Source organism: Flavobacterium sp. J49, assembly GCF_011742145.1.
Lineage (GTDB): Bacteria > Bacteroidota > Bacteroidia > Flavobacteriales > Flavobacteriaceae > Flavobacterium.
Map to the genome: position 1 here is coordinate 100953 of NZ_JAAQQU010000040.1, position 16565 is coordinate 117517.

Sequence of the window (16565 nt, forward strand, 5' to 3'; positions counted from 1 at the left end):
AGCCATGAACATCAAACTAATCACCATTGGCAAAACCGACAACAAAGCCTTGCAAACGTTGATTGACGATTACACCAAGCGTTTGTCATTTTACATCAAATTTGATTTGGAGATTATTCCCGATATCAAAAATGTCAAAAACCTTTCAGAAGCGCAACAAAAAGAGAAAGAAGGCGAATTGATTTTGGCCAAACTCACACCGACCGACCAATTGATTTTATTAGACGAAAATGGTTCTACTTTCTCAAGCGTTGGCTTCTCCGATTATTTACAAAAGAAAATGAATTCCGGAGTAAAAACTTTGGTTTTTGTGATTGGCGGACCTTATGGTTTCAGTACTGAAGTCTACAAAAAAGCCCAAGGAAAAGTTTCGCTTTCCGAGATGACTTTTTCGCATCAAATGGTTAGATTGTTCTTTATCGAGCAATTGTATAGAGGCTTTACAATTTTGCGTAACGAACCTTATCACCATCAGTAATTAGCCTTCAGCGATCTGTTGGCAGTAACCAGTTTAGTAAATATATTCTTTATTTGAATTTACAGAAACACCAAGCTGTGTAATTTCCAGATTTTTGATAAAGAGTTTGTATTCAATATATTTTCCGAAAGACATGCCTTTATCGAAAGAGAAATATATTCTGGAAGGATTGGGTAACTTATTGATAAACTCTTGTAGCTGGTTTTTGGAAAAAACCAATTCGTTGTAATGCACCAAATCATTGCGGTCTAAGTGAAAATACTTAACATTAAAATCGGGTTTCTCTAATTTGTAGCGAATTTTGGTAAACGGCATAAAAGCCAGGTTCTTCTTCACCGTATCGGTGTAAGTAAAATAGTTTTCCGAAGTAGCGCTTTTGTGGGCACTTTTGTCTTTTTTAATTTGTAGTTTTTTGATTTCCAAAATCACTTTACGCAGCGGCAAACGCTTGTCAATATTGAACAACCAATTGGTTGAGCTGATAGAATTGTTCCGATTGACATCGACAATTGTATCTTTTTCTTCCAATTTAAAAAAGAAATAAATCGGTGAATGGTCTTTGACCTCCGCCACTATCGTTTCCTTGGCCACGGGCAATAAAACTTCTTTATCCTCTCCGCAGGAAATCATTAAAATTGAAAATATCAATAAGGCTGTCTTTTTCATTATTTGGGATTTACTTTTTGAAATTCAAACTACGGTGCAATTTTACGCATTCTATTGCTTCTTTCACATCATGAACTCTTAAAATATTACTACCTTTTTGTAAAGCAATTGTATTCAAAACGGTTGTACCGTTCAGCGCAAACTCAGCCGAAGTATCCAGTGTTTTATAAATCATTGATTTTCTAGAAATTCCGACCAAAATAGGCAATTCCATCATCTGAAACAGCTCCAAATTATTCATGACTTCAAAGTTTTGTTCTAAGGTTTTGGCAAAGCCAAATCCGGGATCAATAATTAAATCGTTGATACCCAAATTTCTTGCTTGTGCTACTTTTTCTGAGAAATAGAACAACATTTCTTTGGTGATATTGTCATATTGGGCCAAACTTTGCATGGTTTGCGGATTGCCTTTCATGTGCATCATGATATAAGGCACTTGCAGTTCGGACACGGTTTTCATCATGTTTTCGTCTAAACTCCCGGCGGCAATGTCGTTAATGATGCAAGCGCCGTTTTCAATTCCGACTTTAGCCACATTAGCCCGAAAAGTATCAATTGAAATTAAGGTTTGGGGAAAATGTTTCAGCACCGATTTTACAATAGGAATTAAGCGATCGATTTCCTCTTCCTCTGAAACGAACTCAGCATTTGGCTTGCTGGAATAAGCTCCGATATCGATAAAGGTTGCACCTTCGGTAAGCATTTTTTCTACTTGCAAAAGCAGCCTTTTTTCATCGTTAAATTTTCCGCCGTCGTAAAAAGAATTGGGCGTAACATTTAAGATTCCCATGACTTTGGGAGAAGATAAATCGACAAGCGTTCCGAGGCAGTTAATGGTCATTTGCATTTTAAGTTAGTTATAAGATTTAGTCCTTTGTACTTCAATCTTTATTCTTTACTTTTGGGAAAATTTGACACAAAGATACACTGAAATGAGTAAAACTTCTCAAGAATATGACAAGGTTATCGCCATTTGCCGACAACTGTATATCAACAAAATGAAAGACTACGGAAGTGCTTGGAGAATCTTGAGACTGCCTTCCTTGACCGATCAAATATTCATCAAAGCCCAACGCATCCGCAGTTTGCAACAAAACGATGTTCGCAAAGTGGACGAAGACGAAACCGGAGAATTTATCGGGATTATTAACTATTCGATTATGGCTTTAATCCAATTGGATTTGGGCGTAGTAGAACAACCCGATTTGGATGTGGCTAAGGCGACCCAACTGTATGATGAAAAAGTAGCTATAACCAAATCCTTGATGGAAGCCAAAAACCACGATTACAGCGAAGCTTGGCGAGACATGCGGGTGAGTTCACTAACTGATTTGATTTTACAAAAGCTACTTCGTGTAAAGCAAATTGAAGACAATCAAGGCAAAACAATCGTTTCAGAAGGCATTGACGCCAATTATCAGGACATGATTAATTATTCGGTTTTTGCTTTAATTCTGATGAAATTCGGACAATAATTTATAAGCGCTTAAATTTAAATAAATTCCAAAATCTATATTACAACAATTATGGCAATCTCTAAAAATAATATCGCTTGGGGAATTCGAATCGTAATTTCATTCCTGTTTTTACTTTCGGCTGTCGCCAAATTATATCCGTCGCCTTACTTCGCCATTTCAACCTTTGAAGTAAAACAATTGTATCCGATGGGATTTTCGGAAAGTTTTGCACCCTATTTTTCGAGAGTTTTAATCGGAATTGAATTGGCCTTAGGCTTTTTGATATTGCAAAAGCACTTTTTGCGAAGCATTATCATACCGGCTACGATTTTATTGTTATTTGTTTTCACTTCACATTTGACCATCGAAACGATACAAAATGGAGGGAATTCAGGAAACTGCGGCTGTTTTGGAAGTTTGTTGCCCATGACGCCTATCGAAGCGATTCTCAAAAACGTAGCTGCTATGGCATTATTGATTTGGTTACTGTTTATCATGCCAAAATCAAACGAAAAGAAAGACAATTTTTGGTTATTGACAACGGTTACTTTGGCTTCTATTTTGGCCTTATTCATGTTGGCTCCTATCCAGCCTATAGAAAGTAGCTTCAGCGTTACTACTCCGGAAGAAACCACAAATGATACCATTCCTGAAACCAAAGTTGACACCTTAAAAACCGTGGTTACAAAAGACACCGTTAAAAAAGTAGACGAAACACTTAAAGAAGTAGTCAAAACGGAACCCACAGAGCCCGCCAGACACAAATCGGGTTACGCCCAATATTTTCCTAACATTGATAAAGGACGAAAAACACTTTGTTTCTTTGTTCCGGGTTGTGATCATTGTCGCGATGCGGCTAAAGAGTTGACAGAATTGAGAAAAACCACCAAAAATTTCCCAGAGATTTCGATTATTTTCATGAATGAGGAAGCCGACTTGATTCCGGCGTTTTTCAAATATGCCGGAGCCGAATATCCCTATAAAATCATTGAGGTTATTCCATTCTGGAAAGTACTGGGTTCGGGCAAAGACACACCCGGCATCAAATATTTGTGGAACGGAAATGAATACAAATACTATTGGGGTATAACCGACAATAAATTTGTCCTCTCAGATTTTGAAAGCTTAATCAATAAGCCATATTCAGAGTTAAAAAAATAAATCCAACTTATGTTTCTTTTTCTTATTTTTAAAGACTAAAAAAGATTTTATGATTAAGTATATAATGTCTAAAAGAGTAAACGAAAGAGGACTGATAGGTATTGTCTTATGTGTCATTGTTTTTTCCTTGGGTTACTTTGTTCTCAATCACATCTCAACGATGGAAGACCCACCATTGGGCAATACAATTTATATTCTGATAGGCAGTACTTTGACCTTTCTTTCTATTTTAGGGGTTATTTTAATCCTAAAATATATGTATGACAATAAAAAGAAAAAAGAGCGAAGAGAGCGCAAAAGGAAAAAGCACAAACTCTTTTACCTGAAAGACAATCCGGAGAACAAAAACAAAAAATGATTCACCAAACCGAAGAGAATTAGCAAAATTTTATGACTTTGAAAGTAAGTCATATTTTATCTTTATAAAAAAATTGAAATGAAAAAAGTCCTTTTAAGTATCGTGTTTATTATCAGTTGTTTAGCATGCTCAAATGCCCAAAAAACAGAATTCAGCAAAACAACTTTTGAAAAAAAATTAATTGCTCAAGACAGTACACAAACCACTTTTAAAGAAATCATTAAAAACCACAAAGGAAAAGTTGTCGTAATGGAAATTTGGGCTTCTTGGTGCAGTGATTGTGTTAAGGCTATGCCCAAATTTAAAGAGCTACAAGCCAAATATACCGATGCCAGTTATGTGTTTATCTCTATGGACAAATCCTATGACAAATGGTTGGCCGGAATTGACAAACACGAATTAAAAGGCGACCACTATTGGGTCACCGACGGAATGAAAGGAGAATTCGGAAAATCCATTGATTTGGATTGGATTCCAAGATATATTATTATTGACAAAGACGGTAAAATTGCCACTTACAGAGCTGTAGAAACCGACTTTGAAGAAATGAGCGCCACCATAAAAAAAATATTATAATGAGACAAAAGATTGTTGCCGGTAATTGGAAAATGCATAAAAATGCCGAAGAAACTGAAGATTTATTAAACGAATTGATTGACAAATTGCCCAACGATCTTGAGGCACAAATTATCGTCGCCCCTACATTTGTAAATCTGGCTTCTGCCGTTGACCATTTAGAATTTACGAATATCGGTGTGGCCGCACAAAATATGCATCAAAATGAAAGCGGTGCCTATACCGGTGAAATTTCAGCCGATATGTTAAAAAGTATAGGTGTAAATATTGTGATTTTAGGACACTCAGAGCGTCGTGCCTATTTTCATGAAACCGATACCCTTTTGGCACAAAAAGTGACTACCGCATTAAAACACGATATGACTGTTATTTTTTGCTTTGGGGAAGAATTAAAAGACAGACAAAATAACCAACATTTCAATGTGGTGGAAAATCAATTGCGAGATGGTTTGTTTCACTTAGAAAATAAAGATTGGGAACAAATCATTTTAGCTTATGAACCCGTTTGGGCCATTGGTACGGGAGAAACCGCTTCACCTGAACAAGCGCAGGAAATGCACGAGTTCATCAGAGAAACCATTCGAAAAAGATTTGGAAGCGATGTTGCCGAAGATGTTTCCATTTTATATGGAGGAAGCGTAAAACCTGACAATGCCAAAGAAATTTTTTCAAAGCCTGATGTTGATGGCGGGTTGATAGGCGGTGCAGCCTTAAAAGCAACAGATTTTGCTGCGATCGCAAGTGCAATTTAATTTTAATTAAATATTTTATTCTAAAAGCCTTTCATTAATTTGAAAGGTTTTTTTTATCTAAATAAATAAAAATATGCTTTTAATCGATTTTATTTGCATTTAAACGATATTTTTCTTTGCTTTACCCTGTCTAAAATCAAATAAGTTTATGAAAGCTAAATTAATTTTACTTTTCCTTTTTGTCTCTTTAACAAACCTACAAGCCCAAATTGATACCCAAAAACGTTTTCAATCTGATTCGAGAAAGTATTATGTATGGAATGTTGATTTTGAAAAGTATGAATTGGTAGAAACCGAATACGAACATTCGGTAATCGACATCCGTGAAATTGGCTCCAAAACCAATGGCTATGTTGTTATCAGTATGATTGACAACGGACAAACCCGATTGCATCACGGTTCAATCTATAATTTCACCAAAGAAGATGACAATGAGGGTTCATGGATGATACAATCTAAATTTATGAGAGCCAAACTCACCTACAATCCGAAAGACAATACCATGACTTATTTGTATGACGGCGACAGCAAACGCTATAAACGCATCATGATCTTTACTGTGGCACCGGATGAAATTCCAAATGCGAGTTTAAAAGCCGCTATGGTCAAATTAGATTAAATTTCTTTTTGCAAAACGCTTTACAGTAACTCTTTCGATTGTTACCTTTGCAAAAAAATAATCCATGTCAAACAGCTATTTAGGGTATCATTTTTCGGTTGAGCCCAAAGACTTAGGTTCAGAAATCTTAATTGCCGAATTGGGAGAAAAACCATTTGAAAGTTTTATAGAAACCGACAACGGTTTTAGTGCTTACATCCAAAAAGACCTTTGGACCGAAGATATCTTAGAAGATATTTATCTGTTAACCTCGCCGGAATTTACTATTTCCTATACTGTTGAAGAAATTGATCAAGTCAACTGGAATGAGGAATGGGAAAAGAATTTCGAACCCATAGATGTAGATGGGAAATGCCATGTTCGCGCACCATTCCACCCAAAAACCGAAGCACAGTTTGATATTGTTATCGAACCCAAAATGAGTTTCGGAACCGGACATCACGAAACCACACACATGATGATTCAACATCTATTGGAAACCGATGTTACAGGTATGAAAACCTTAGACATGGGTTGCGGCACAGCAATTTTAGCCATTTTGGCTGAAATGAAAGGCGCTAAACCAATTGATGCTATTGATATCGATAACTGGTGCTATTTGAACTCTATTGAAAATGCCGAACGCAATAATTGTCATGAAATCACTGTTTATGAAGGCGATGCTGAATTGTTGAAAGGAAAAAAATACGACTTACTCATTGCCAACATTAACCGCAACATTTTATTAAACGATATGCAGCAATATGTAGATTGTTTGAACAAAGGTGGTATTCTTTTGTTAAGCGGATTCTACACCGAAGACATTCCGTTTATTGATGCTTCATGCACAGCGAAAGGGCTAACCTATGTGAAAAAATTTGAGAGAAACAATTGGGTTTCATTAAAATACAGTTATTAATGATGTATTCCGAGGTAAAAATAAAACCTTAAACTCGAAAAGAAACAAATGAGCACTATAGAAAAAGTACAAGAAGACGTTTTAGTCGAAGAGTTGGTTGGAACCAACAATGAAATAGTTTTGTATAATGATGATGTCAACACTTTTGACCACGTGATTGACACTTTAATTCGCGTTTGTCAACACACCGCTGAACAAGCCGAACAATGTGCCATTTTAGTACATTACAAAGGAAAATGTACCGTAAAAACGGGACACTTTGACGAACTAAAACCCCAATGTACTCAATTATTGGAAGCCGGTTTGAGTGCCGAGATTATTTAACCTTTAAACTTCCAGTCAAACTCGTCGCTGTCTTTAATGATAGCGCCAATTTCCACGCGAATAACAATATCATATTCGGTTTGAAGAATCAACCAATTGCTTTCGTTAAAGTGATTTTCAAAAGAATCAAAATCTTCTACAGACCATGATTTAAAAGGCAAATCAGCCTTGATTGATTCGACATTTTTACCAATAACGTTATTTCCTAAAATAGTTGCTTCAGGATTTGAACAAGCAATATAGCCTAAACGATAATTTTCATCTTCATAAAAAGTTACGCTTATTTTTTGTGCATTGTAATGATAAATTACATTACCGTCTTCGTCTTTGAATTGCTTGGAAGGCTTACCATATATGGCTTCCACATGATTTTGTTTCATGCCGAAGAGCAATTGATCGACTCCGTTTTTAGGATTGATAATCATTGGCATAGTTTTAATATTCAAACTTACCAAACTCACTTTCGATAGTAAGCTTTTTATTTTCTGAAGCTTCTACTCTACCCACAATTTTAGCAGCTACACCAAAAGATTCAGAAATGGTGATAATATCTTGAGCAATGGCTCGCGGTACATATAATTCCATTCGATGACCGCAGTTGAACACTTGGTACATTTCTTTCCAATCGGTTTTGGAGTTTTCTTGAATAAGTTTGAATAAAGGCGGCACCGGAAATAAGTTATCCTTGATGACATGAACATTATCCACAAAATGCAATACTTTGGTTTGTGCACCACCGGAACAATGAACCATTCCGTGGATTTCATTTGGAGTATATTTATCTAAAATCGATTTGATAATCGGCGCATAAGTTCGGGTTGGTGATAAGACCAATTTTCCGGCATCGATTGGAGAATCTTCTACCGCATCGGTCAATTTAGTTTGGCCGGAATAAATTAATTCATTCGGAACCGCTGCATCAAAACTTTCCGGGTATTTTTCGGCCAAATATTTGGCAAAAACATCATGTCGTGCAGAAGTTAGCCCATTACTTCCCATACCGCCGTTGTAACTTTTTTCATATTTGGCCTGACCAAAAGAAGCCAAACCAACAATCACATCGCCGGCTTGAATATTGGCATTATCAACCACATCGCTTCGTTTCATTCGAGCCGTAACGGTTGAATCTACGATGATTGTTCGCACCAAATCACCCACATCAGCGGTTTCGCCTCCGGTAGAATGAATCGTTACACCAAAGGATTTCAACTCGGCAATTAATTCTTCGGTTCCGTTAATAATGGCAGAAATCACTTCGGCCGGAATCAGGTTTTTATTTCTTCCGATCGTAGACGACAACAAAATATTATCGGTAGCGCCAACGCACAATAAATCATCGATATTCATAATCAATGCATCTTGCGCAATACCTTTCCACACCGAAATATCTCCGGTTTCTTTCCAATACAAATAGGCCAAAGACGATTTGGTTCCGGCACCATCCGCATGCATAATCAGACAATAATTGTCGTCATTAGTCAGGTAATCGGGAACGATTTTGCAAAAAGCTTTTGGGAATAATCCTTTGTCGATATTTTTGATGGCGTTGTGCACATCTTCTTTGGAAGCCGAAACTCCCCGTAGATTGTAGCGTTGACTGTTATCAGAGCTCATATTGTATTGTTAGTTGTGTGCTGCAAAGATAGGATTAAGATTTGGGATTTGGGATTTGGGATTTGGGATTTTTTATCAATTCTCTAAAATCAAAATCTCGACTCTTCGGTTTTCATCTTCTTCGGTTTGGTTTTGCTCCGGAATTTTATGAATTGGCTTTAAAACTCCATATCCCTTAAAACTCATTCTTTTCCTGTCGATTTTATTTCGCAACAAATAATTGTAAATGGCGCGGGCTCGAGCTGTGGAAATATTATTAAAATCATTCACCATTTGGCAACAGATATGACCCTGAATTTCAATTTTTAATTTTGGATTTTCCTGCATAGCGCAAAGCAAATCATATAAACTGGATTCCGATTTGGGCACAATCCGGGCCGAATTATTGAAGAAATAAATATTGGGTAACTTAATGGTTTCTCCTACTTTGGAGTTTCTGATTTGTTTAGAGAAAGCACTTTCAATGGGTTCTTTTACAATTTCAGTATAAAATATGGTTACTCTTCTGTTCTCTGCCTGAATTTTAGATTGTTTAAACTCTTTCCCGTAAGCTATTTTGTCGAGGTTTTTATTGAATTTCAAACCACTTTTATCCAATAATTCCCGCACACTTTCTATGCGTCTTAAGGCCAAATTTTTGTTGTAATCTTTGGTGTCAATGCTGTCGCAAAAGCCTAACAATCTGGTGATTTCAATGGCTTTGTTATTGGCAATCCATTCATTGAGCGACAGTATCGAACTTTGATTCGGAAAGTCTTTATTGAAATCGAAAAATACTTCAAATTGTTTTTGTCCCCAACAATTCAGGGAAAACCAAAAAAACAATATAGCGATTTTGAACTTCATTACTTGTCGACAATTAAAATTTCAACCCTACGATTGGCTTTCCGCTCAGCTTCATTGCGTTCGGGCAACTTATAAATTGGGTCGTTACTACCAAAACCCTTATAAGACAAGCGGTTCATCTCAATATCAAATTTAGTCAAATACTTAAAAATAACCAATGCTCTTCGATAAGACAACTTGGTATCCATTCCATTAGGATTACAGCAAATGTGGCCGTGTATGGCGATTTTCAACTTTGGATTATCATATAAAATCTGTAACAACTCCAGCAAGAGTGGCTCAGATTCGGCCATCATTCTCTCCGAATTGAACTGAAAATTGATATTGTTGATTCGGATCAAGTCTCCTTTTTTAGCTTTTTTAAACTTCTGGGCCAATTCTGATTTTTCTTTAGCAACTAAATCGGAGGCTCGCTCAACTTTATCCTCTTTTTCTTTATTGACCTCAATTGTTTTCTCCTCCTTTATTTGGTGATAATAAATGGTTACTTTCCTATTCTCTTCCTGAATTTTTGAATATTGAAAATCTTTGCCAAAAGGTTTCAACACCAATTTATCACTGACTTTAACACTGTCTCTTTTTACTATTTTCAAAACAGAATTTATCCTTCTCATGGCCAAATCTTTGTTGTATCGGCTATCGTCAACGCTGTCACAATACCCTAATATTTCGGTGATTTCAACCGACTTATGTGCTGCAATCCATTGGTTCAATTTCACCATAGAAATTGGATTGGGCATGTCTTTATTAAAATCAAAAAACACTTCAATCTTATTTTGAGAAAAACCTAAGAATGAACATAATAGCAATAATCCAAATTGGAATACTTTCATCTTAATTCGCTACAATTAAAATTTCTACACGCCTATTGGCGGCTCTTTCGCTTTCATTTTTTTCGGGTAACGGGTAAATGGGCTGTGTACTTCCGAAACCTTTATAGGATAATCTTGCAGGATAAATTTGATTGGAAACTAAAAAATTATAAATCGCTTTGGCTCTTTGAGTTGATAAATCCAATCGGTCATTAGGCATACAACACAAATGGCCTTGAATTTCTATTTTCAATTGAGGATTATTTTGCAAAACCAATAGGAGCTCATACATTTTTCCTCTGGATTCATTGACCACAGCAAAAGTGTTGATGATAAAATTAAGGTTTTCTATTTTCAATTTCTCCCCAACTTTAGCGCTATTGACTCTATTCATAAAAACCCTGTCGAGTTTGAATTCAGATTTGGTTCCGTTTGGGTTTTCAAAGACTAATTTTTCAGGATATTCTATTTCGGGTTTGGGCAATTCTTCGACTGCTGCTGCGGGTTTGATGCCGAGAATTTCATTTTCGCGCGGAAGGTCTTTTTCAAGAATGTAATAAATGGTAACCTTTCTGTTTTCGGCTTTAATTGCAGATTGATTGAACTTTTCACCAAAACTCAATGTTTTAAAATCGGCTCTGATTTTGATTTGGTCTTTGACTATTTGAAAGATAAAATCAACTCTTTTTTGGGCCAAAGTATCATTGAAACCTGAAGTTCCGTCTTCATCAGTAAACCCGTGAATGGCTACAATCTTATTATTATTGTTGGCCAAAATCCATTGGTTGAGTTTGTTTTGCTCTTTTTTAGTCAATTGAAATTTGTTGCTCTCAAAAAAGACAGACATTTGCTCTTGTGCTAACAGGTTGGCAGTGATGAACAGAAAAAATACAGTGGTTATTTTGCGCAACATGGTTTGGGTTTTATTATAGTATAACGAAGTTACGGCATTTTTAATATAAAAACACCCGACAATTTTAAAACTGTCGGGTGTTATGTTAACTAATGATAAAGATTATCTTGTAAATAATAACTCTCTGTATTTGGTTAATGTCCAGATTTCATCATCTACCAATAACTCTAATTTATCGCAATGCTCTCTGATTATTTCAAAGTATGGTTTTACTTTATCACAATAAGATTCCGCCATTTTTTGAGCGTCGGTAAGAGCGTTGGCTTTTTTACGGGCTTCGGTCATGGCTTCCACATTTGAATTAATGCCTTCAATATGCGCTGAAATTTCTTTGATTAGAGAGATTTGTTCTTTGGCAATTTTTTCAAAGTCTTTACCAAAAATTTCTTTTAATCCACGTACGTTTTCGATTAAAGTATTTTGGTAACGAATGGCTGTTGGAATCACGTGATTACGGGCTATATCTCCTAAAACTCTACCTTCGATTTGGATTTTCTTAGTGTATTCTTCCAACTCTATTTCGTAACGAGCTTCTACCTCTACATGATTCATTACATGTAACTCTTCGAACAATTCCAATGCTTTTTTAGACACTTTAGCTTTTAGAGCTGCAGGCGTCGTTTTGTGATTGCTTAAGCCTCGTTTCTTGGCTTCTTTTTCCCAAGCATCGCTGTAACCGTCACCTTCAAAAAGGATGTTTTTGGTTTGTTTGATGTATTCTCTTAACACGTTGAAAATAGCTTCGTCTTTCTTTAAATCTTTTTTCTCGATTAAAGTATCAACTTCTTTTTTGAACTCTTTCAATTGTTTGGCCACAATAGAATTCAAAGTGGTCATCGCATTAGCACAGTTGGCAGAAGAACCAACGGCACGGAATTCAAATTTATTTCCGGTAAAGGCAAACGGAGATGTTCTGTTTCTGTCGGTATTGTCCAACATTACGTCCGGAATTTTACCTACAACGTTTAATTTTAAATCGGTTTTTTCTTCCGGAGATAATTTTCCTTTAGAAACACCTTCTAATTCAGCTAAAACTTTGGTCAACTGTTCTCCGATGAACACCGAAATAATAGCCGGTGGCGCTTCATTGGCTCCCAATCTGTGGTCATTACTGGCTGTAGCAATAGCAGCGCGAAGTAATTCTTCATACTCATTCACCGCTTTGATAGTATTGATAAAGAAAGACAAGAACTGTAAATTACTCATTGGCGTTTTGCTCGGAGACAATAAGTTTACACCCGTATCTGTAGCTAACGACCAGTTATTGTGTTTTCCTGAACCGTTTACGCCTTTGAATGGTTTTTCATGGAACAGCACTTTAAAATCATGACGTTCGCCTACTTTTGACATAACGTCCATTAATAAGGAATTATGGTCAACAGCTAAGTTTGTTTCTTCAAAAATCGGAGCCAACTCAAATTGGTTTGGCGCTACTTCATTGTGACGTGTTTTAACCGGAATTCCTAACAACATACATTCTTCTTCTAATTCTCTCATGTAATTTAAAGCACGAGAAGGAATTGAACCGAAATAATGATCGTCTAATTGTTGTCCTTTAGCAGAAGTATGGCCTAATAAAGTTCTCCCGGTCATTACTAAATCGGGACGTGAATTGGCTAATGAACTGTCAACCAAGAAATATTCTTGTTCCCAGCCTAAAGTGGCTGTTACTTTTTTTACATTTTTATCGAAATATTTACATACTTCAGTCGCCGCTTCATCCACAGCATTTAAAGCGCGTAATAAAGGTGTTTTATAATCTAAAGCTTCACCGGTATAAGAAATGAATACTGTAGGAATACATAAAGTAGTCCCAAAGATAAACGCAGGAGAAGTTGGATCCCAAGCGGTATAACCACGCGCTTCGAAAGTATTTCTGATACCACCATTCGGGAAAGAAGACGCATCTGGTTCTTGTTGCACCAATTGTCCACCACCAAATTTTTCTACAGGGTCAGAACCGTCATAAGACGTTTCAAAGAAAGCATCGTGCTTTTCAGCAGTTGTTCCGGTTAAAGGTTGGAACCAGTGGGTATAGTGAGTAACGCCTTTCGACAAAGCCCATTCTTTCATTCCCATAGCGATATAATCAGCTAGCTTTCTGTCAATTTTAGTTCCATGCTGTACGGCATCTTTCACTCCTTTATAAGCATCTGAAGTCAAATATTGCTTCATGGCTTTATCATTAAACACATTGGAACCAAAAAGTGCCGATTTTTTATCAGCTTCTTCAAATTTTACAGGCTTTCTGCCCGATGCATCTTTTAATGCTTGAAAACGTAAAGTTGACATAAAGTTAATTTTTAAAAGTTATACCCTATTATTTTGATGCAAATATAGCAATATTTTTAATTTAAAATAAATAGACCCTACTTTTTTAGGGGTCAATTTGATAAATTAATAAAAAATACGTTTTTTGTTAGACTGTCGTTAATAATTGCACTTAGACCATCCAAACCCCTATATTTGTAGTTACTAAATAAGTACATCATGACAGTTTGGATTATTTTCTTGGCCTTAATTTTTCTATTTCTTGCCCTTGATTTAGGAGTATTTAACAAAAAACCTCATGTTATCAAACCCAAAGAAGCCGGAATTTGGACCGGAGTTTGGGTATCACTCTCTTTTATTTTCAGCATTGTTGTAGGTTGGATATACAAAAACGGATTCATCGCCAATCCTACCGAATTAACCCCTGCCGTAGCTTCTATGAAGTTTATCACCGGTTACCTGATTGAATTATCCTTGAGTGTAGATAATATTTTTGTCATTGCAGTGATTTTCGCTTCATTTAAAATTCCTCAAAAATACCAGCATCGAGTTTTGTTTTGGGGTATTTTGGGCGCTATAGTTTTTAGAGGTTTGATGATTTTCTTTGGTGTGATTTTGATAAATAAATTCAGCTGGATGACCTATTTGTTTGGTGCATTTTTGATTTTTACAGCCGTTAAGATGTTGTTTAAAGGAGATGAAGAAGAATTTAATCCAAAAAAATCATTCGTTTACAGAAACTTACGCAAAATCATTCCGATTACCAGTCATGCTGAAGGAGAACATTTTTTTGTAAAGAGAAGACATATTACGGCAGCTACACCACTTTTTGTGGCTTTGATTGTAATTGAAGTAATGGATATGCTTTTTGCTTTGGATAGTGTACCGGCGATTTTAGCCATTACCTCTGACCCATTTTTAGTTTTTAGTTCTAACATTTTTGCCATTTTAGGTTTACGCTCTATGTATTTCTTTTTGGCCAATATGTTGGAAAGATTCAGTTATCTTGAATACAGCTTGATTGCCATACTAACTTTTGTAGGCATCAAAATGTTAATCATTCACTATTACAAATTCCCCGAATGGGTTTCTTTAGGTTTTATTGCACTGTCATTATTAGCAGGAATTATCATTTCGATAAGAAAAAACAATAATCCTCAATAGTATACGGATATTTTATAATAAAAAAACCTCTTCATAATGAAGAGGTTTTTTATTGACTATAATTTAATTTAAAGATTATCTTTTGATTACTTTAAGAGTTCTAACTTCTTCTCCTTGAGTAACAATTACATTGTAAATTCCTGAAGGATATCTATCCCCAATTTTAACCTCAGATGACTCTCTAGGATTTACATCGCGCGTTTCGATTAATCTTCCTATCATATCATAAACTGCTATGGCAACTTTGTTATCATTTGAAGTTGATAAACTTACATTAAAGTTGTCAGTATAAGGATTAGGATAAATCTTAACTTCCATAACCACTTTTGAGGTCAAAGAAGCATTAAACTCTTGAATAACTGCTGCTTCAGTAATATCAATTGGCATTGTAGTTCCAACGAAAACTCTACATCCGTCAAATCCTCTATTGATAGCATCAACGGCGGCATTAACTTCACTAGCCGTAACATTACCAATATTTTCACCACCCAATGCTCTGTTGGCAAGTACAAATAAATTACTTACTGTAGCTCCGCCATTGACATCAAGGTAGTCAATTACCGGTTGAGGGATAGTGAATAGTTGTTCTGTACCTGGCATAGGCACATCAGAACCACAAACTTCAGTATCAGCCGTTACAAAAGTATTTGTCAAACCAAAGTCTCCTATTTCAGAATTCAATCTTGTATTGAAGAACAATGTCATCGTTTGACTTAATAAATTATTATTGATTTTGCCTCTTTGTGAACCACTCGCATTAAGCGGATCGTTATCACTCCATGTAGAAGCCACTGAATAAGTTGAGTATCCAATTAAAGATCTTGGAGTTCCACCACCAGGTAACATTCTGAATATATTGTTACTAGTTACATCAGCCAAAGTCAATTTGAAATAGTTTCCTGTAGTAGTACTACCAAAATCGTATTCTCCTTCTTCTATTGTCAAAGCATTAATCATAATTGCTCTAGCGTTAGTTGTGGTTCCTTCAGGAGTACATGCTGTTCCTTTTGGATTACCATAATAACCTTGAGTGTAAGTACAATAAGCACATTCATTGATATAGAATCTCGCTGTACATGAAACTGTTTGACAATTATCAGTAACCGTGAAAGTAATAATTAATGGTACACCAGGAGCTGGCATTTGATATTGCGACAAATCAGTTACTGTTGCATTAGCACATCCTCCTGTATAACCAAATAAATGTTTCCATTGAGCAAACGAAGTTTCAGCATCTTCTCCACATTCAACTACTCTATCAGCCGGACATGAAATTTCTAATTTAGCAGCCGGAACTACTGTAAATGACTCTGAAACATCAGCTACGGTACATAAATCATTAACAACATAAGTTACTGTTGTAGTTCCTCCACTACATAATGGTGGAGCAACTGGCTGTCCATAATCACCTGTCGGTGCACATCCTCCTGTCACAGCAAATTGACTTAACCAGGTAGCAAACGCTGCATCTACTGCCGCTTGGTCTGCATAATCACAAGAATTAATAATGGTTGAATCAGGTGAACTCACAACTAATGCAGGGGCTGCTGTTATTGTGAAACTTCTGGTTACTGTTGAGGTTTCATAACATTTATCAGTTACAGTATAAGTCACTGTAGTTGTTCCTCCACAAGCACTCGGTGCACTTACTTGTCC

The 16565-nt window shown here is 36.1% G+C and carries 19 protein-coding genes; 10 read left to right on the forward strand and 9 right to left on the reverse strand.

From position 1 onward, the window contains the following. Positions 1-4 precede the first annotated feature (4 nt). Positions 5-478 (forward strand): 23S rRNA (pseudouridine(1915)-N(3))-methyltransferase RlmH, encoded by a 474-nt coding sequence (gene rlmH, locus HA632_RS01390; RefSeq protein ID WP_176305454.1) that lies wholly within the window; start codon positions 5-7, stop codon positions 476-478. A gap of 33 nt (positions 479-511) precedes the next feature. Here rlmH and HA632_RS01395 read toward each other — a convergent pair whose 3' ends face one another. Together HA632_RS01395 and folP are read right to left on the reverse strand one after the other, a co-directional pair. Next, positions 512-1144: a hypothetical protein gene (locus tag HA632_RS01395; protein ID WP_176305455.1), complete on the reverse strand. Its 633-nt coding sequence runs from the start codon at positions 1142-1144 to the stop codon at positions 512-514. A gap of 10 nt (positions 1145-1154) precedes the next feature. Continuing rightward, entirely contained in the window at positions 1155-1985 is an 831-nt protein-coding gene (folP, locus tag HA632_RS01400) for a dihydropteroate synthase (protein ID WP_176305456.1), read from the reverse strand. Between the two features lie 91 nt (positions 1986-2076). Between folP and HA632_RS01405 the strand changes: the two genes are divergently transcribed. The 8 genes from HA632_RS01405 to HA632_RS01440 all read left to right on the forward strand — a co-directional run bounded on the left by HA632_RS01405 (position 2077) and on the right by HA632_RS01440 (position 7289). Next, positions 2077-2619 carry a DUF1599 domain-containing protein gene (locus HA632_RS01405; RefSeq protein WP_176305457.1) on the forward strand — a complete coding sequence of 181 codons (543 nt, stop codon included), beginning with the start codon at positions 2077-2079 and terminating at the stop codon, positions 2617-2619. Positions 2620-2670: 51 nt separating this feature from the next. Then, positions 2671-3762 carry a MauE/DoxX family redox-associated membrane protein gene (locus tag HA632_RS01410; protein WP_176305458.1) on the forward strand — a complete coding sequence of 364 codons (1092 nt, stop codon included), beginning with the start codon at positions 2671-2673 and terminating at the stop codon, positions 3760-3762. Positions 3763-3811: 49 nt separating this feature from the next. Continuing rightward, the gene (locus HA632_RS01415) at positions 3812-4120 is read left to right on the forward strand and encodes a hypothetical protein (protein WP_176305459.1); all 309 of its coding nucleotides are present in this window, start codon (positions 3812-3814) and stop codon (positions 4118-4120) included. Positions 4121-4198: 78 nt separating this feature from the next. Next, positions 4199-4696: a TlpA family protein disulfide reductase gene (locus HA632_RS01420; protein WP_176305460.1), complete on the forward strand. Its 498-nt coding sequence runs from the start codon at positions 4199-4201 to the stop codon at positions 4694-4696. Further along, complete coding sequence (tpiA, locus tag HA632_RS01425) at positions 4696-5448, forward strand: triose-phosphate isomerase (RefSeq protein WP_176305461.1); 753 nt, start codon at positions 4696-4698, stop codon at positions 5446-5448. The genes HA632_RS01420 and tpiA overlap by 1 nt, the downstream gene beginning before the upstream one ends. 148 nt (positions 5449-5596) lie before the next feature. Continuing rightward, a complete protein-coding gene (locus tag HA632_RS01430) occupies positions 5597-6067 on the forward strand; it encodes a hypothetical protein (RefSeq protein ID WP_176305462.1) in 471 nt (156 codons plus the stop codon). Positions 6068-6131: 64 nt separating this feature from the next. After that, on the forward strand, positions 6132-6965 hold the full coding sequence (gene prmA, locus HA632_RS01435; RefSeq protein WP_176305463.1) for a 50S ribosomal protein L11 methyltransferase: 834 nt from the start codon (positions 6132-6134) through the stop codon (positions 6963-6965). A 48-nt stretch (positions 6966-7013) separates the two neighbouring features. Beyond that, positions 7014-7289, forward strand: coding sequence for an ATP-dependent Clp protease adaptor ClpS (locus HA632_RS01440; protein ID WP_176305464.1), 276 nt, complete (start codon positions 7014-7016; stop codon positions 7287-7289). Here the strand turns inward: HA632_RS01440 and HA632_RS01445 are convergent. The 6 genes from HA632_RS01445 to HA632_RS01470 all read right to left on the reverse strand — a co-directional run bounded on the left by HA632_RS01445 (position 7286) and on the right by HA632_RS01470 (position 13766). Further along, positions 7286-7714, reverse strand: coding sequence for a hypothetical protein (locus HA632_RS01445; RefSeq protein ID WP_176305465.1), 429 nt, complete (start codon positions 7712-7714; stop codon positions 7286-7288). The genes HA632_RS01440 and HA632_RS01445 overlap by 4 nt on opposite strands. Positions 7715-7724: 10 nt before the next feature. Next, positions 7725-8903, reverse strand: a complete 1179-nt coding sequence (locus HA632_RS01450; protein WP_176305466.1) for an AIR synthase related protein — start codon at positions 8901-8903, stop codon at positions 7725-7727. A 75-nt stretch (positions 8904-8978) separates the two neighbouring features. Beyond that, positions 8979-9749, reverse strand: coding sequence for an OmpA family protein (locus HA632_RS01455; RefSeq protein ID WP_176305467.1), 771 nt, complete (start codon positions 9747-9749; stop codon positions 8979-8981). Next, complete coding sequence (locus HA632_RS01460) at positions 9749-10582, reverse strand: OmpA family protein (RefSeq protein WP_176305468.1); 834 nt, start codon at positions 10580-10582, stop codon at positions 9749-9751. The genes HA632_RS01455 and HA632_RS01460 overlap by 1 nt, the downstream gene beginning before the upstream one ends. Before the next feature lies 1 nt (position 10583). Beyond that, positions 10584-11474 carry an OmpA family protein gene (locus tag HA632_RS01465; RefSeq protein ID WP_176305469.1) on the reverse strand — a complete coding sequence of 297 codons (891 nt, stop codon included), beginning with the start codon at positions 11472-11474 and terminating at the stop codon, positions 10584-10586. A gap of 102 nt (positions 11475-11576) precedes the next feature. Beyond that, positions 11577-13766 carry a glutamine synthetase III gene (locus HA632_RS01470; protein WP_176305470.1) on the reverse strand — a complete coding sequence of 730 codons (2190 nt, stop codon included), beginning with the start codon at positions 13764-13766 and terminating at the stop codon, positions 11577-11579. Between the two features lie 198 nt (positions 13767-13964). On the opposite strand from HA632_RS01470, the gene HA632_RS01475 reads away from it, so the two are divergent. Next, on the forward strand, positions 13965-14909 hold the full coding sequence (locus HA632_RS01475) for a TerC family protein (RefSeq protein ID WP_176305471.1): 945 nt from the start codon (positions 13965-13967) through the stop codon (positions 14907-14909). A 75-nt stretch (positions 14910-14984) separates the two neighbouring features. Here HA632_RS01475 and HA632_RS01480 read toward each other — a convergent pair. Then, positions 14985-16565: T9SS type A sorting domain-containing protein (locus HA632_RS01480; RefSeq protein WP_176305472.1), on the reverse strand; the 1581-nt coding region annotated here is incomplete at its 5' end.

Bases quoted from the DNA above. Each gene is read 5' to 3' on its own strand.
- HA632_RS01430 (WP_176305462.1), top strand. From the start codon at position 5,597: ATGAAAGCTAAATTAATTTTACTTTTCCTTTTTGTCTCTTTAACAAAC.
- HA632_RS01415 (WP_176305459.1), top strand. From the start codon at position 3,812: ATGATTAAGTATATAATGTCTAAAAGAGTAAACGAAAGAGGACTGATA.
- prmA (WP_176305463.1), top strand. From the start codon at position 6,132: ATGTCAAACAGCTATTTAGGGTATCATTTTTCGGTTGAGCCCAAAGAC.
- folP (WP_176305456.1), bottom strand. From the start codon at position 1,985: ATGACCATTAACTGCCTCGGAACGCTTGTCGATTTATCTTCTCCCAAA.
- HA632_RS01405 (WP_176305457.1), top strand. From the start codon at position 2,077: ATGAGTAAAACTTCTCAAGAATATGACAAGGTTATCGCCATTTGCCGA.
- HA632_RS01440 (WP_176305464.1), top strand. From the start codon at position 7,014: ATGAGCACTATAGAAAAAGTACAAGAAGACGTTTTAGTCGAAGAGTTG.
- HA632_RS01420 (WP_176305460.1), top strand. From the start codon at position 4,199: ATGAAAAAAGTCCTTTTAAGTATCGTGTTTATTATCAGTTGTTTAGCA.
- tpiA (WP_176305461.1), top strand. From the start codon at position 4,696: ATGAGACAAAAGATTGTTGCCGGTAATTGGAAAATGCATAAAAATGCC.
- HA632_RS01470 (WP_176305470.1), bottom strand. From the start codon at position 13,766: ATGTCAACTTTACGTTTTCAAGCATTAAAAGATGCATCGGGCAGAAAG.
- HA632_RS01455 (WP_176305467.1), bottom strand. From the start codon at position 9,749: ATGAAGTTCAAAATCGCTATATTGTTTTTTTGGTTTTCCCTGAATTGT.
- HA632_RS01465 (WP_176305469.1), bottom strand. From the start codon at position 11,474: ATGTTGCGCAAAATAACCACTGTATTTTTTCTGTTCATCACTGCCAAC.
- HA632_RS01475 (WP_176305471.1), top strand. From the start codon at position 13,965: ATGACAGTTTGGATTATTTTCTTGGCCTTAATTTTTCTATTTCTTGCC.
- HA632_RS01450 (WP_176305466.1), bottom strand. From the start codon at position 8,903: ATGAGCTCTGATAACAGTCAACGCTACAATCTACGGGGAGTTTCGGCT.
- rlmH (WP_176305454.1), top strand. From the start codon at position 5: ATGAACATCAAACTAATCACCATTGGCAAAACCGACAACAAAGCCTTG.
- HA632_RS01445 (WP_176305465.1), bottom strand. From the start codon at position 7,714: ATGATTATCAATCCTAAAAACGGAGTCGATCAATTGCTCTTCGGCATG.
- HA632_RS01410 (WP_176305458.1), top strand. From the start codon at position 2,671: ATGGCAATCTCTAAAAATAATATCGCTTGGGGAATTCGAATCGTAATT.
- HA632_RS01395 (WP_176305455.1), bottom strand. From the start codon at position 1,144: ATGAAAAAGACAGCCTTATTGATATTTTCAATTTTAATGATTTCCTGC.
- HA632_RS01460 (WP_176305468.1), bottom strand. From the start codon at position 10,582: ATGAAAGTATTCCAATTTGGATTATTGCTATTATGTTCATTCTTAGGT.